Source organism: Antarcticirhabdus aurantiaca (assembly GCF_009765365.1).
GTDB classification, from domain to species: domain Bacteria; phylum Pseudomonadota; class Alphaproteobacteria; order Rhizobiales; family Rhizobiaceae; genus Antarcticirhabdus; species Antarcticirhabdus aurantiaca.
Genome location: NZ_VTOM01000001.1, coordinates 74406 through 87317 on the forward strand (window position 1 = coordinate 74406; position 12912 = coordinate 87317).

At 70.3% G+C, this 12912-nt stretch carries 16 protein-coding genes; 8 read left to right on the top strand and 8 right to left on the bottom strand.

Annotated elements, in window-relative coordinates; translation table 11 throughout:
* Nucleotides 1–82 precede the first annotated feature (82 nt).
* Nucleotides 83–565 carry a GNAT family N-acetyltransferase gene (locus tag FZN60_RS00345; protein WP_158869913.1) on the top strand — a complete coding sequence of 161 codons (483 nt, stop codon included), beginning with the start codon at nucleotides 83–85 and terminating at the stop codon, nucleotides 563–565.
* 48 nt (nucleotides 566–613) lie between these two features.
* Here FZN60_RS00345 and FZN60_RS00350 read toward each other — a convergent pair whose 3' ends face one another.
* The 3 genes from FZN60_RS00350 to FZN60_RS00360 all read right to left on the bottom strand — a co-directional run bounded on the left by FZN60_RS00350 (nucleotide 614) and on the right by FZN60_RS00360 (nucleotide 2902).
* Nucleotides 614–1399, bottom strand: a complete 786-nt coding sequence (locus tag FZN60_RS00350; protein ID WP_158869915.1) for a VOC family protein — start codon at nucleotides 1397–1399, stop codon at nucleotides 614–616.
* Nucleotides 1396–2118: a DUF1428 domain-containing protein gene (locus FZN60_RS00355; RefSeq protein ID WP_158869917.1), complete on the bottom strand. Its 723-nt coding sequence runs from the start codon at nucleotides 2116–2118 to the stop codon at nucleotides 1396–1398. The genes FZN60_RS00350 and FZN60_RS00355 overlap by 4 nt, the downstream gene beginning before the upstream one ends.
* Before the next feature lie 91 nt (nucleotides 2119–2209).
* Entirely contained in the window at nucleotides 2210–2902 is a 693-nt protein-coding gene (locus FZN60_RS00360; RefSeq protein WP_158869919.1) for a glutathione S-transferase family protein, read from the bottom strand.
* Between the two features lie 308 nt (nucleotides 2903–3210).
* On the opposite strand from FZN60_RS00360, the gene FZN60_RS00365 reads away from it, so the two are divergent.
* Entirely contained in the window at nucleotides 3211–4035 is an 825-nt protein-coding gene (locus FZN60_RS00365; protein ID WP_158869921.1) for a VOC family protein, read from the top strand.
* Nucleotides 4036–4041: 6 nt separating this feature from the next.
* Here FZN60_RS00365 and FZN60_RS00370 read toward each other — a convergent pair whose 3' ends face one another.
* Nucleotides 4042–5178, bottom strand: coding sequence for a GGDEF domain-containing protein (locus FZN60_RS00370; protein WP_158869923.1), 1137 nt, complete (start codon nucleotides 5176–5178; stop codon nucleotides 4042–4044).
* A gap of 135 nt (nucleotides 5179–5313) precedes the next feature.
* Nucleotides 5314–5772, bottom strand: a complete 459-nt coding sequence (locus tag FZN60_RS00375) for a MarR family winged helix-turn-helix transcriptional regulator (RefSeq protein ID WP_158869925.1) — start codon at nucleotides 5770–5772, stop codon at nucleotides 5314–5316.
* Nucleotides 5773–5995: 223 nt separating this feature from the next.
* On the opposite strand from FZN60_RS00375, the gene FZN60_RS00380 reads away from it, so the two are divergent.
* Nucleotides 5996–6286 carry a hypothetical protein gene (locus FZN60_RS00380; protein WP_158869927.1) on the top strand — a complete coding sequence of 97 codons (291 nt, stop codon included), beginning with the start codon at nucleotides 5996–5998 and terminating at the stop codon, nucleotides 6284–6286.
* 13 nt (nucleotides 6287–6299) lie between these two features.
* Here FZN60_RS00380 and FZN60_RS00385 read toward each other — a convergent pair whose 3' ends face one another.
* Together FZN60_RS00385 and FZN60_RS00390 are read right to left on the bottom strand one after the other, a co-directional pair.
* Nucleotides 6300–7655 (bottom strand): hypothetical protein, encoded by a 1356-nt coding sequence (locus FZN60_RS00385; RefSeq protein WP_158869929.1) that lies wholly within the window; start codon nucleotides 7653–7655, stop codon nucleotides 6300–6302.
* Nucleotides 7656–7718: 63 nt separating this feature from the next.
* Nucleotides 7719–8975: an MFS transporter gene (locus FZN60_RS00390; protein ID WP_158869931.1), complete on the bottom strand. Its 1257-nt coding sequence runs from the start codon at nucleotides 8973–8975 to the stop codon at nucleotides 7719–7721.
* A 104-nt stretch (nucleotides 8976–9079) separates the two neighbouring features.
* On the opposite strand from FZN60_RS00390, the gene FZN60_RS00395 reads away from it, so the two are divergent.
* Genes FZN60_RS00395 through FZN60_RS00410 form a run of 4 tightly spaced genes read left to right on the top strand, consistent with a single transcriptional unit; the run spans nucleotide 9080 to nucleotide 11820 of the window.
* A complete protein-coding gene (locus FZN60_RS00395; RefSeq protein ID WP_158869933.1) occupies nucleotides 9080–9625 on the top strand; it encodes a sigma-70 family RNA polymerase sigma factor in 546 nt (181 codons plus the stop codon).
* The gene (locus FZN60_RS00400) at nucleotides 9609–10385 is read left to right on the top strand and encodes an anti-sigma factor family protein (protein ID WP_158869935.1); all 777 of its coding nucleotides are present in this window, start codon (nucleotides 9609–9611) and stop codon (nucleotides 10383–10385) included. Before FZN60_RS00395 ends, FZN60_RS00400 begins: the two co-directional genes overlap by 17 nt.
* Nucleotides 10386–10424: 39 nt before the next feature.
* A complete protein-coding gene (locus tag FZN60_RS00405) occupies nucleotides 10425–11147 on the top strand; it encodes a Bax inhibitor-1/YccA family protein (protein WP_158869937.1) in 723 nt (240 codons plus the stop codon).
* A 46-nt stretch (nucleotides 11148–11193) separates the two neighbouring features.
* Nucleotides 11194–11820 (top strand): DUF2076 domain-containing protein, encoded by a 627-nt coding sequence (locus tag FZN60_RS00410; protein WP_158869939.1) that lies wholly within the window; start codon nucleotides 11194–11196, stop codon nucleotides 11818–11820.
* Between the two features lie 154 nt (nucleotides 11821–11974).
* Here FZN60_RS00410 and arsC read toward each other — a convergent pair whose 3' ends face one another.
* Nucleotides 11975–12376: an arsenate reductase (glutaredoxin) gene (gene arsC, locus FZN60_RS00415; protein ID WP_158869941.1), complete on the bottom strand. Its 402-nt coding sequence runs from the start codon at nucleotides 12374–12376 to the stop codon at nucleotides 11975–11977.
* A 164-nt stretch (nucleotides 12377–12540) separates the two neighbouring features.
* On the opposite strand from arsC, the gene FZN60_RS00420 reads away from it, so the two are divergent.
* Complete coding sequence (locus tag FZN60_RS00420) at nucleotides 12541–12897, top strand: RidA family protein (protein ID WP_158869943.1); 357 nt, start codon at nucleotides 12541–12543, stop codon at nucleotides 12895–12897.
* The last annotated feature ends 15 nt before the right edge of the window (nucleotides 12898–12912 follow it).

The window sequence follows — 12912 nt, forward strand, 5'->3', positions numbered from 1 at the left end:
ATCGTGTCGGGCGAATGCGACGGAACGAGGAGCGCCGCCGGCCGATCTTTCCAAGGCGCGCGGGAGCCACTATCGCTCGGCCATGCTGATCAGACCCGCCCGCCACGAGGACCGCGCCGCGATCCTCTCGATCATCCGGCCCGTCGTCGAACAGGGCGAAACCTACACGCTCGACCGGGACATGAGCGATGCCGACATCCTCGCCTACTGGTTGGGCCCGGACAAGGAGGTCTTCGTCGCCGAGGACGAGGGCGGCCTCGTCGGCACCTACTACATCCGGGCCAACCAGGCGGGTGGCGGGCGCCACGTCTGCAATTGCGGCTACGTGACGGCCAGCGAGGCCGCGGGCCGGGGCGTCGCCCGCCGCATGTGCGGGCATTCCCTCGACCACGCCCGGTCGCGCGGCTTTCGCGCGATGCAGTTCAACTTCGTCGTCAGCACGAACAGCCGTGCCGTGGCGCTCTGGCAGGCCATGGACTTCGCCGTCGTGGGACGGCTGCCCCTGGCCTTCGAGCACCCCGCGCACGGCTTCGTGGACGCGCTGGTGATGTTCCGGGCGCTCTAGCAGCCGATCCGGGACGGACCGGCCGCGCCCGTCGTAGGGCTTCGCCGGTTAGCCGGCGGCGGAACCGCGCCGGCCGACGAGGCCGAAGCGGGCGCCTCGGTCGTCTTCGGCGACGACGATGAAGGCGCCGCCGGGAACCTCGTCCGGCCCCTGCAGCGATCGACCGCCGGCGCTTTCGAGCCGGGCCTTGGCTGCATCGACGTCGTCCACCGAGAAGTAGACCAGCCAGCCCGGCCGCCCGTTCGGCATCTCGCCCATCACCGCGCCGATGCAGTCCGGTCCGGCATGGATGAAGCGGTACTCGCCGAACTCGCCCATCGGCATGCCGCCCTCGTTGCGGATCGACAGGACGCGCTTGTAGAAGTCGAGCGCCGCGTCCGGGTCCGGGGTCGACAGCTCGTTCCAGACCGCATGGCCCTGCGGAGCCTCGCCGCCCCCGACGAAGGCGCGCGAGGGGGCCTCGCTCGTCCCGCGCATGAGGTAGAGCACCTGTCCCTGCGGATCGGCGAGAAAGGCGAAGCGGCCGATGCCGGGAATGTCGGTCGGGGGGATGTGGATCGCCGCGCCCGCCTCGCGCGCGGCGGTCGCCGTGCGGTCGACGTCGTCGACGCCGAAGTAGACGAGCCAGCGCCGCGGCATCTCCATGCCGGCCGGCCTCTTCATGATGCCTGCGACGCCTGTTCCGCTTGCCTCGGCGACGCGGTAGTCGCGCTCCAGGCCGCCAGGCGGGCGCGAGAAGCGCCAGCCGAGCACCGTCCCGTAAAAGCGCTCGGCCTCGTCCGCGTCCTCCGCGACGAGCTCGTACCAGACCGGGGTCCCGTGAGCGTTGGTCATCCCCGATCCTCCCGGCTGACGACGTCGAAGCCGCCATAGATCATCCGTTTGCCGTCGAAGGGCATCGGGTTGTCGTGCATCGTGCTCTCCATCTCGGCGAACACGGCCTTCTGCCCGGCGATCCGCGTCGCCTTGTCCGGCCATTCGATCCAGGAGAAGCAGACCGTCTCGTCGGGGCCCGCCTTCACGGCGCGCGCGAAGTCGGTGACCTTGCCGTCGGGAACGTCGACGCCCCAGCATTCGACGAGGCGCGTCGCCCCGTGGCGCAGGAACACGGGCGCGGCCTCGCGGCAATGCCGCACGAAAACCTCCCGGTTGGCCGTCGGCACGGCGATGACGAAGCCCTCGACGTAAGTGAAGGCGCCGCCCGGCCCCTCGTCGACGACCGGATCGAAGCCGCCGAAGATCATCCGCTTTCCGTCGAAGGCCATGTCGGTCATGTCCATGCGCGGATCGGCCATCATCGTCGCCTCGGCGGCGTCCTTGGTCGCCTTGTCCGGCCAGACGATCCATCCGAAGGCGACGAGCTCGTCGTCCCTCGCCGCGACGGAGCGGTGGAAGTCGGTCACCTCGCCCCGCGGCACGTCGTCCTGGAGGGCGTCGAGGACGCTCAAGGCTCCGAACTCGCGGAACAAGGGAGCGACCATCCGGGCCTGTTCCACGAAGCGCTCGCGCTTCGATCCCTCGACGGGGATCACGCATCCCATGACATAGGACATTGGCGGTTCCTTGGTTTGATGTGATCGGTCAGGCGGTCGGCTCGCCGCACGCGAGGGCACGGGGCGTCGGCGATGATAGCGGCGACGGATTTCAGCGGCCCGCCGCGTAGCGGGCGGCGTTCTTGCGGAACGGCTCCATCTGCGCTTCGAGCGCCCGGCGGAAGGCGGGGCGGCTCGTGTGCCGTTGGACATAGGCCTTCAGCGTCGGAAAGGCGTCGAGATCGCCGGTCGGCTCGACGTTGCGCAGAACGAAGCTCGCGGCGAGGTCGGCCACGGTGAAGCTGTCCCCGACCAGGACGGGGCGGCCCCCAAGCGCGTCGGCGAAGCGGGCGAGCTTCGCGCGCAGGTGCTCGCTTGCCTGCGGCTCGAGCCGCCGAGCCGCCTCGCGATCCTCGGCGAAGACGCGCAGGAAGGCGAGAAGGTCGACCGGCGGGCTCAGCGAATCCAGCGCCGCGAAGAGCCAGGAGAAGCAGGCGTTCCGCTCCGCCTGATCGGCGGGCAGCAGCGCGTCGCTCGCCTCCGCGATGCGCCAGAGGCAGGCGCCGCTCTCGAACATCGAGCGGCCCGCGACGCTCAGCGCCGGGACCTGACCGAAGGGCTGGCGCGCCAGATTTTCCGGGCTTTCGCGCTCGGCGTGGGGCAGGAGCTCCGCTTCGTAGGGGAAGCCGGCTTCTTCCAGCGCCCAGCGAAGCCTGAGATCCCGCACGAAGCCCTGCGCCAGCTCCGGCACCCAGTCATAGGCGGTGACCGTCACCGGGCCGGCAAGGAAGTCCTCGCGCTTCATCGACCCGCCTCCGAGGTCGCGGCCGGGCAAAGCATGCGTGTGATCTCGGCGCGGTCCATCTTGGACGCGGACATGATGGCGGATGAGGTCTCGTCCGAAAGCATGGCGACTCTCCCGTGGCGCCGGTTTCGATGCGTTCGTAATTGAGTTGATATCAACGTTGTTCCGCGGAGTCAAACTCGGCGCCGTGCCGCTGCCGACGCGAAAACGGTCGTCGCGGGGTCCCGATCCCTCTAGATCTGGCGGCACCGTCGAGGCAGGGGGCAAATCCCGGTGCCGTGTCCGGGGCGGGGGGATGGAGGGGCCGAATGGCGCGTCGCATCGATCATCTGGTTGTGGCTGTTCGCGATCTCGACGCGGGCGCCGATCTCTACCGGCGGCTCGGCTTCCAGGTCGGGGCCCGCAATCGCCACCCCTGGGGGACGGAGAACCGCCTCGTCCAGTTCGCTTCGTCCTTCGTCGAGCTGATCACGGTCGGCGACGACGCGGCGGCCATCCCGGCACACGGGCCGCGCGCTTTCAGCTTCGGCGCCTTCCTGCGCGACGCCCTCGAGGCGCGCGAGGGCCTTGCCATGCTGGTGCTCGACAGCGCCGATGCCAAGGCCGATGCCGAGCGCTTCGCGGCCGCCGGCATCGGCGACTTCGAGCCCTTCTTCTTCGAGCGGACGGGCCGCCGTCCCGACGGGAGCGAGGCGCGCGTCGCCTTCACGCTCGCCTTCGCGGTCGACGAGGCGGCGCCGGATGCCGGCTTCTTCGTCTGCCAGCAGCACGTCCCCGAGAACTTCTGGAACCCGGCGTTCCAGAACCATCCGAACGGGGCGACGAACATCGCCGCGGCAACCCTGTCGACGCCGCGCCCCGCGGCGCACGAGGCCTTCCTGTCGGCCTTTACCGGGGAGCGGGGGCAGTCGGGGAACGGGCTGGTCTTTCCGCTCCAGGGCGGCCGGATCGAGGTGCGCGAAGCATCGTCAACGGCGCCCCGCTTCTCGTCCTTCGCGGTGGCCGTCCCGAACATCGAGGAGCAGGCCGCCCGCCTGTCGGAGGCCGCGATCCCGTTCGAGGCGAGGGATGGCGGTCTCGTCGTGCCGCCGAACGCCGCGTACGGCGTCGCGCTTCGCTTCGAGCCGACCTGAAGGCCGTCAGGCCGCGGCGGTGACGGATGCGCCGGGGACGGGCGGATCGGCATAAACGGCGACCCGGTTTCGTCCGGCGCGCTTGGCCATGTAGAGGGCCGCGTCGGCGCGGCGGATCCCGTTGCGGATCGAGTCGCCCTGCATCGTGCTGGACACGCCGATGCTGACGGTGACGGCGATGGCCGTTCCTTCGTAGTCGAAGCGCCGGGCCTGCACCGCGTCCTTCAGGCGGATGGCGAGCGCCTCGGACTGGGACACGGACGCACCCGGAAGGAGAACGACGAATTCCTCGCCGCCGGTTCGGGCGAGGATCGAGCCGGGCGGAAGCGTCGCTTCGACGCGGCGGACGAAGGCCCGCAGGGCCTCGTCGCCGGCCGCGTGGCCGTGCCGGTCGTTCAAGCGCTTGAAATGATCCAGGTCGGCGACGAGGACGCCGTGGGGTCCCGGCGCCCTCTCCTTGTAGGCCACGAGACCCGCGCGGTTCAGGCAGCCGGTCAGCGCGTCGCGGTACACCATCCGATCGAGACGGCGATTGTCGCGCTCGATCACCATGCCGAGCACACTGGCGATCACGATCGTGCTGCAGACCTGATCGGTGAGCGAGATCGCCAGCGTGACGTTCTCGGGCGTGATGATCGCGGCGCCCCAGACGATCACCGACACCGTGACGGCGAGCTGGGTGGCGAAGGCCGTGCCGGCCAGCCAGCGGAAGGCGAGGCGGTCCTTGTTCTGGGCGAGGACGTAGAGCGGCACCTGGACCGAGATCAGGCAGCTGAGGACGAAGGTCGCGAGTTCGGGCCACTCCGATCCCGGGACCGTGCGCATCAGCAGCACGTGGGCCGCCGGCGGGAGCGGCAGCGACAGGAGCATCAGGGTGGAAAAGGCGCGGCGGCCGTCGAAGCTCCGGAAGCCCGCCAGCATCAGAAGCGTGCCGGCGACGAGCGCGCCGTAGGTCAGCGCCCCGATCGCGGGGTGCGTGACGCCTTCGATCTGCAGGACGAGCCCGACGGCGAACACCATGAAGGCGCTCGCCCACCAGCCCAGGCAGACCAGCTTCGGCTTGACGAACCAGCCGATTGCCAGGACGAGGCCGCAGGTGACGTTCGTGATGGCGCTCGAAACGTGAAGCGTATGCAAGTCCATCGGGGCAGCCTGGTACCGTGAGCCTCGCTCAATGGTTATGCCGCCCACAGCCAAGGGGTGATTAACGCCACGCGTGCGTGCGTGCGAAGTGCGTAGCTACCTAGTTTCAAGGGCCCGGCGCGCAATCGATGGGTTTCACGCCAGAGCGAGAAGGGCAGAGCGGAGGCGAGCCGCTTCCGCGTCGCCCAGGCGCGCCTCGATCTCGGCGTGGGTCGACGTCCAGATCGGAACGGCGCTCGCGAGCCGTGACAGGCCCTTCGCCGTCAGGTGGAGGCGACGGGCGCGCCGATCCTCGGGGTCGACCTGCACGACAATGAGGCCTTCGCGCTCCAGCGGCTTCAGGTTCGCCGTCAGCGTGGTCCGGTCCATCGCGAGGAGCTGGGCGACGGATCCGACCGTCGGAGGCGCCGGGCGGTTCAGCGACATGAGGAGCGAGAACTGACCGTTCGTCAGGCCCACGGGGCGCAGGGCGTCGTCGAAGCGCCGCGCCAGCGCGCGGGCGGCGCGCTGGGCGTGCAGGCAGAGACAATGGTCGCGCACGAGCAGCGTCGTGGCGAAGGGAACCTGCGGGGGATCGGACGGCGTGTTCAGCATGGTCGATATCTGTTGATATCAACGATACCCGTCAAGGCGGGCGCCGCTTTACCCCCAAGTCTCGTTTCGCCTGACGCCTCAGATCGATGCGACCCACAGCGGTCTGTGTTCGCGCACGCTTCCCGGGGGCCGGCTGCGCATTGCCGGGGCGGGCCACCCGCCTAGCTCCGGTCCGACGCGGAGATGCCGTTTCGCCGCGCCCAGAGCAGAGGAGCCGCCGCCCATGAACACCGCCAACCTCCAGATCGAAGGTCTGCTCGTCGCCGTGTCCACGCTGATGGAAGCCTTGCGGGCGCGCGGCGCGTTGACGGCGGCGGAGATCGACGGCGCCCTCGCGGAGGCCGAAGCCGCGCTTCTCGCCGACCCCGAGCGGCCGCCGGAGCTCAGCCACGCCCATGTCGAGGCGATCTGCTTCCCCGTGCGCTACCTGCGCCTCGCCAACCGGTCGGCCGGGCAGGGCCGCGTGGAGAGCTTCACCGACCTCGCCGCCCGGGTCGGGCGCGAGAAGCCTTGAAGCGGAACCGCGCTCAGGAGCGCGGGCGCTTCGGCGTGGACGACGTTGAGGACGAGGACGATCCGCCGCTCGGGGCCTCCCCGCCCTCCGCCTTCAGATAGTTGTTGCCGCCGATCACCAGGAGGTCGTCCGAACCCTCGTCGGGAGCGAAGAGCGACAGGCGCTCGGTCTGCCCATCGTCGCCCGTCAGCACGATCGCGTAGCCGTCGACCCGGTAGCGTCCGCTGGCGGACGGTCGCTGGTTCGACACGGTGACGCCGCTCGTTCCCCCGCCCGCGTCGCTCGTCGAGGAGGCGCCGGTGAAGCCGCTGCGCTCGAAGCGCCCGTTTCGCGACAGGGTCAGGATCCGCTCGACCGCGACGCTGCCCGACGACGTCGCCATCATTCCGGACGAGGCGTAGAAGTAGCGCCACGTGCCGTCGAAGGGGGTGCCGGCCGGGGGCGGCGGCACGCGCGAATGAACCGTGCCGTCGATGGTCAGCCCGCCGCTCGATTGTTCGAGCGGCTTCGTTTCCGCCTCCAGCGTGCCGAACTCGTCGGCGACCTCGCGCATCTCGATCTGCCGCGCGCCGCCGAAGAAGCCGCCGCCGGTCACCTTGTAGAGGCCGCAATCGGTCGGCGTCGCGCGGCAATGGGCTTGGATGTCGCCGGTCTCCGGCAGCTCCGTCGAGAACAGGCCGGACGGATCGAAGACGGTGATCTTGCTGTCGGAATAGAAGTCGGTGCCGCCGAAGGCGTTCGGCATGACGCCGGTGTCGAGATGGGTGAAGACGCCGTCCAGACCCCCGTAGCCGCTGGCGGGCACCAGTGCGAAGGGCTTGTCCGTCGGCTCCAGGCGGACCGAGCGGATCATCGACGCGAAGGCTGCCTCCACCTCGTCCTGCCGCTCGTCCCGCAGCTGGAAGTCGACGAGCGAGAAGAAGGCCTGGTTGCGCTGGGAGGCGATGCCGACCGTGCGCAGGCCCGCCGACACGCTGCCGATGCTGGCGCAGCAGCGGTAGTCGGAGCGGATGCGGTGGCCGTTCGAGGTGGTGCCGGCCGCCTTCAGCATCGGGTCCTCCTCGGCGAAGCCCTTGATCATGCCGACCGTCGTATCGAAGTTGCGGTCGAAGGCTGCCTGCGGCTCGGCGAAGGGGCCGAGGACGTGGATCATCGCCCCGCCCTTCCTGTTCTCGGCATCGGCGGGAAACTGCTTTTCGAGGATCAGCCCGCTCGTCACGCTCTTTGCCGTCCAGCCTTCCGGCGCGTCGAAGTGCAGGGCGCCGATGCTGCGCGGCTCGGTGGCGGCGGCGGAGGCGGCGATCGAGCCCTCTATGGCGAGGGCGACCAGCGCGACGAGCGCGGGGCGAAGCGTTCGGCGGAAGATCATCTGCGTCTCCTGGCGACGATCTGAAAAGCCTGACGCAGGGGCATGACCAGAAGATGGCGCGCCTCAGGCACGCGCCTCGCGCATGCGGGCGGCCAGGACCAGGGCGGCCGCCACGAAGACGAAGCAGAAGCCCGCCACCGCGCCCCAGCCGCCATGCTCCCAGGCCCAGCCGGCCGCCGAGCCGCTGATGCTCGATCCGGCGTAGTAGAAGAGGAGGTAGAGCGAGGCGGCGTGACCCTTGGCCGGACCGGCCAGCGGGCCCACCCAGCCACTCGCCACCGAATGGGCGGCGAAGAAGCCGATCGTGACGAGCACGATGCCGAGAATGACGAGGACGAGCGGCCCCGCGAGCGTCGTCGCGACCCCCGCCGCCATCAGCCCGAGCCCCGCCAGGAGCAGCGACCGGCGGCCGAAGCGGTCGGCGAGGCTTCCGGCCGTCGAGGACGCGAAGATGCCGAAGCCGTAGGCCAGGAAGATCATGGCGATCGCCGTCTGCCCGAGCGCGTAGGGCGGCGCCGAGAGGCGGAAGCCGGCATAGTTGAAGATCGTCACGAAGACGCTCATCACGCAGAAGGCGATGAGAAGGATGCGCATGAGCGCCGGCCGGGCGAGGAGCCCGCCCCAGGTCCGCAGGTGGTGGCGCGCGCCGAGGCCCCGCTGGACCGTGGCGTTGCGCGAGGGCGGCAGGAGAAGAAGGAAGCCGACCGCCGCCAGGAGGCAGAGCCCGCCCAGGATCGCCATGGCGACCTGCCAGGAGGCGATCTCCGTGAGGAGGCCCATGCCGACCCGCCCCATCATGCCGCCGAAGGCGGTGCCGGCGACGTAGAGGCCCATCGACTTGCCGAGGTTGCGCGGATGGATCTCCTCGGCGAGGTAGGCCATGGCGACCGCCGGCACGCCGCCGAGAACGAAGCCTTCGAGCGCGCGGGCGAGAAGAAGCAGCGGCCAGTTCGGCGCCGCCGCCGCCGCGAGGTTGAGGACCGCCGCCGCCGCCATGGAGCCGAACATCAGGCCGCGCCGCGGCAGGCCTTGCGACAGGGCGCCGGCCAGGAGAATGGCGAGCGCGAGGAAGCCGGTGGTGAGCGAAAGGGCGAGCGAGCTTTCCCCGGGGCTCACGCGGTAGTGCCGCGCGAACTCCGGCAGCAGCGGTTGGACGCAGTAGAGCAGCGCGAAGGTCGAGAAGCCCGCGAGAAACAGCGCGAACCCGACCCGCGCGAAGGCAGGCGTGCCCCGCTCGATCCAGGCGGGCGGGGGAGCGCCGCCCTCGTTCGGCGGCTCGAGGCTTTCCGCCGAAGCGGGCGGGATGCGGGGCGAATCCATGACGATCGCGAAGATAGCCGGTTCGAGCCGCCGGTCGCGCTTCGGCGACGCAAAAAAATCCTTCGAGGCTGGATGGAAGCCGGGAGTCCGTCCGTATACGGGGCATGAGCGACACCAAGCGCGACATCGACGTCATCGGCCTCCTGGCGCCTCTGCGGCGCTACGCCCTGTCGCTGACGCGCGACCCCAACGAGGCCGAGGACCTCGTCCACGACGCGCTCCTGCGCGCCTTCGAGCGGCGCGACCAGTTCCGGCAGGGCCGCCAGCTCCGCCCCTGGCTGATGTCGATCCTCCACAACCGCTTCGTCGATTCCCTGCGCACCCGGCGGGCGGAGGCCGTGCGCGACGCCGAGATCGGCCTTCGCGTCGATCCGGCCGCGGAAGCCGCGCAGGAAAGCGCCACGCGCCTCGCCGAAGTGCGCCGCGCCTTCATGGCGCTGCCCGACGAGCAGCGCGCGGCGCTCCACCTCGTGACCGTCGAGGGTCTGTCCTACGACGAGGCCGCCGCCTCGCTCGCCATTCCCGTCGGCACCCTCGTGTCCCGCGTCTCGCGCGCCAGGGCGAAGCTGCGCGAGATGGAGGAGGGCGTCCCCGCCGGCAACGTCGTTCCCTTGACGGCCAGAGGAGGCTCGGATGCACCGCGATCCTGATCCGATCACCGAGGTCGACCTCGCGGCCTATGTCGACGAGCAGCTCTCCTCCGCCCGCCGCATCGAGGTCGAGGCGCATCTCGCCGCCCGGCCGGCGGAGGCCGCGCGCGTGATGGCCGAGCTTCGCACCCGCGACGAGCTTCGCCTGGCGCTGCGCGCCCAGCCGCTCCCGGTCAGCGTGCCGACCAACGCGATCGCCGGCCGCTTGGAGCGCTCCCTGCGCAACCGGGCCGTGATGCGCCGCGCGGCGCGGGCCGCGGCCCTCGTCGCGCTGCTCGGCGCTGGCTGGGTGGCGCATGCCGAGTTCAACGCGCTCAGCGTCCGCCAGAGCGTCGCCTCCGCGCCGCCGCCGGCCTTCGTCGCCGACGCGCTGCGCGCCCATTCCACGAGCGCGCTGCGCGCCGAGATGGTGTCGCAGCCGGAGAGCGCCGTCTTCGACCCGGCCGAGATCCTGTCGGCGACGGCGATCCGCGTGCCGGACCTGCCGACGGGCTGGGCCGTGCGCGACGTCCAGGTCTTCCCCTCGACCTTCGGGTCGAGCCTCGAAATGGCGGTCTCGTCGCCCGAGTTCGGCCCGCTCTCGCTCTTCGCCGTGCGGCCCGGCTCCTTCGACGTCGTGCCCTCCAGCGCGGTCACCCAGGGCGAGGAGACCGCGGCCTACTGGCAGGTCGGCGAGGTCGCCTACGCCCTCATCTCGACCGGTGCCGGCCGGCAGGCGCTGGAGCGCGAAGCGCGGCGCATCGAGGCCAGCCTCCACTGATCCCCCAAGCGTCCTGATCCCACAAGGAGTTCGACCGACATGAACACGCCCTTCCGCGGCTTCGGCGTTTCCGCCGCGCCGGCACGCGACCAGGTCCTCTTCGACGAGGGCCTGCGCCAGCACATGCTGCGCATCTACAACTACATGGGGCTCGGCCTCGTGATCACCGGCCTCGTCGCCTTCGCGGTGGCGAACACCCCGGCACTCTACGTGCCGATCTTCTCCTCGCCGCTGAAGTGGGTGGTGATGCTCGCCCCGCTCGCCTTCGTGATGTTCCTGAGCTTCCGCATCGAGCGCGTGTCCTTCGCCACCGCCCAGATGCTGTTCTGGACCTTCTGCGCCGTCATGGGCCTGTCCATGGCCTCGATCTTCCTGGTCTTCACCGGCGCCAGCATCGCCCAGACCTTCTTCATCACCGCCAGCGTCTTCGGCGTCATGAGCCTCTACGGCTACACGACGAAGCGCGACCTGTCGGGCATGGGCACGTTCCTGTTCATGGGCCTGATCGGCGTCGTCGTCGCCAGCCTCGTGAACCTCTTCCTCCAGTCCTCGGCGCTGCAGTTCGCGGTCTCGGTGATCGGCGTCCTCGTGTTCACCGGTCTCACCGCCTACGACACGCAGCGCATCAAGGAAGAGTATTCGGAGCACTACGGCGCTGAGGCCGCCGGCAAGATCGCCGTCATGAGCGCGCTGTCGCTCTATCTGAACTTCATCAACCTCTTCCAGCTGCTGCTGCAGTTCACCGGCCAGCGCGAGGAGTAAGCGGCGGCCTCCCGCCCGCCGTCACTCAGACATCGAGGAATCCAAGATGAACCGCGACGAACAGAACCTGATCCAGAACCTCTTCGGCAAGCTTTCCGAGGCGGAGCGCACAGCGCCGCCCCGCGAAGCCGAGGCGGATCGCTTCATCCAGGAAAGCGTCGCCCGCCAGCCGGCTGCGCCCTACTACATGGCGCAGACCATCATCATCCAGGAGCAGGCGCTCGAAGCCGCGCAGGCCCGCATCCAGGCGCTCGAGGCGCAGGCCAGCCGACCCCAGTCGTCCGGCGGCTTCTTCGGCTCGCTGTTCGGCGGCGGCGCGGCCGCGCCCCGTCAGCAGCCCGCCGCCTATGGCCGCCAGCCCGGCTACGGCCAGGCCGCCGCGCCGCAGGCCTCCGGTCCCTGGAATTCCGGCCCGCAGGCGGGCTACGGCCAGCAGCCGGGCGCCATGGCGGCGCCGGGCCGCGGGGGCGGCGGCTTCATGGCCGGCGCCGCGCAGACTGCGATGGGCGTCGCGGGCGGCGTCGTTCTCGGCTCGATGCTCTCCGACATGATGTTCGGCGACGATCCGGCGGCGGCCGTCGAAGGCGCGGTCGCCGATGCCGGCGCTGCGGCCGAGGAGCAGGTCGCCGACATGGGCGGCGAGGACTTCGGCGGCGACTTCGAGGATATCTGATCTCGAACGACCGGGCGCACCAGCGTCCGGCCCGATGGATCGGGCGCGCTTTCCTCCCCAGATGGGCGCGCCCCAAGCCGCCGGCCTCCCGTCCCAATCGGCCGCGGCACGGCCGGAGCCCTTCCCGGCTCCGGCCACACGCGTTTTCAGGGCATCAGTTCGCCGTGACGGTCCTGCCGTCCTCCTTGGTGAAGGAGGCGACCGGCGCGTCGAGGAGCGACAGCACCTTCTCGGACGGCCGGCACAGCGCGACGCCCTTGTCCGTCACGACGATCGGCCGGTCGATCAGGATCGGATGCTCGGTCATGGCGTCCAGCAGTTCCTCGTCGGAAAGCTTAGGATCGTCGAGGCCGAGCTCGGCATAGGGCGTGCCCTTCTTGCGCAGGATGTCGCGCGGCCTCAATCCCATCGCGTTCAACAGCTCGGTCAACGTTTCGCGCGAAGGCGGCTCCTTCAGGTATTCGACGATGGCGGGCTCCTCGCCGGACTGCCGGATCATCTCCAGCGCGTTGCGCGAGGTGCCGCATTGCGGGTTGTGATAGATCGTGACGGTCAATCGGGCCTCTGTACGAACGGGATGCGGCATCGCCGCGGACGATCATATTTAGCGCCGCCGGACGCCGATTGCAGGCATGGCGCTCGCCGGTGGATTTCGGGCGGCGGCTGGGCTACCCCCGCGGGCGCATCCAACCCCATCATCCCGCCGAGGAGACGAACCCCATGTCCGAGATCAAGCGCCTTCAGCCCGGCACCCGCATGAGCCAGGCCGTCGTCCACGGCAACACGGTCTATCTCGCCGGCCAGGTCGCGTCCGGCGCCCCGGGCGCGTCCGTCGCCGACCAGACGCGCGACATCCTGTCCCGGATCGACGCGCTGCTCGGCGAGGCCGGCACGGACAAGACCAGGATCCTCTCGGCGACGATCTGGCTCTGCGACATGGGCACCTTCGCCGAGATGAACGGCGTCTGGGACGCCTGGCTCGCGCCCGGCTGCGCGCCGGCCCGCGCCACCGTCGAGTCGCCCCGCCTCGCCGCGCCCGACTACACCGTCGAGATCGGTATCATCGCCGCCCTTTGACGGACGCCTGAGCGG

Coding starts and splice junctions, on each gene's coding strand:
- FZN60_RS00345 (WP_158869913.1), top strand. CDS start 83: ATGCTGATCAGACCCGCCCGCCACGAGGACCGCGCCGCGATCCTCTCG.
- FZN60_RS00350 (WP_158869915.1), bottom strand. CDS start 1,399: ATGACCAACGCTCACGGGACCCCGGTCTGGTACGAGCTCGTCGCGGAG.
- FZN60_RS00355 (WP_158869917.1), bottom strand. CDS start 2,118: ATGTCCTATGTCATGGGATGCGTGATCCCCGTCGAGGGATCGAAGCGC.
- FZN60_RS00360 (WP_158869919.1), bottom strand. CDS start 2,902: ATGAAGCGCGAGGACTTCCTTGCCGGCCCGGTGACGGTCACCGCCTAT.
- FZN60_RS00365 (WP_158869921.1), top strand. CDS start 3,211: ATGGCGCGTCGCATCGATCATCTGGTTGTGGCTGTTCGCGATCTCGAC.
- FZN60_RS00370 (WP_158869923.1), bottom strand. CDS start 5,178: ATGGACTTGCATACGCTTCACGTTTCGAGCGCCATCACGAACGTCACC.
- FZN60_RS00375 (WP_158869925.1), bottom strand. CDS start 5,772: ATGCTGAACACGCCGTCCGATCCCCCGCAGGTTCCCTTCGCCACGACG.
- FZN60_RS00380 (WP_158869927.1), top strand. CDS start 5,996: ATGAACACCGCCAACCTCCAGATCGAAGGTCTGCTCGTCGCCGTGTCC.
- FZN60_RS00385 (WP_158869929.1), bottom strand. CDS start 7,655: ATGATCTTCCGCCGAACGCTTCGCCCCGCGCTCGTCGCGCTGGTCGCC.
- FZN60_RS00390 (WP_158869931.1), bottom strand. CDS start 8,975: ATGGATTCGCCCCGCATCCCGCCCGCTTCGGCGGAAAGCCTCGAGCCG.
- FZN60_RS00395 (WP_158869933.1), top strand. CDS start 9,080: ATGAGCGACACCAAGCGCGACATCGACGTCATCGGCCTCCTGGCGCCT.
- FZN60_RS00400 (WP_158869935.1), top strand. CDS start 9,609: ATGCACCGCGATCCTGATCCGATCACCGAGGTCGACCTCGCGGCCTAT.
- FZN60_RS00405 (WP_158869937.1), top strand. CDS start 10,425: ATGAACACGCCCTTCCGCGGCTTCGGCGTTTCCGCCGCGCCGGCACGC.
- FZN60_RS00410 (WP_158869939.1), top strand. CDS start 11,194: ATGAACCGCGACGAACAGAACCTGATCCAGAACCTCTTCGGCAAGCTT.
- FZN60_RS00420 (WP_158869943.1), top strand. CDS start 12,541: ATGTCCGAGATCAAGCGCCTTCAGCCCGGCACCCGCATGAGCCAGGCC.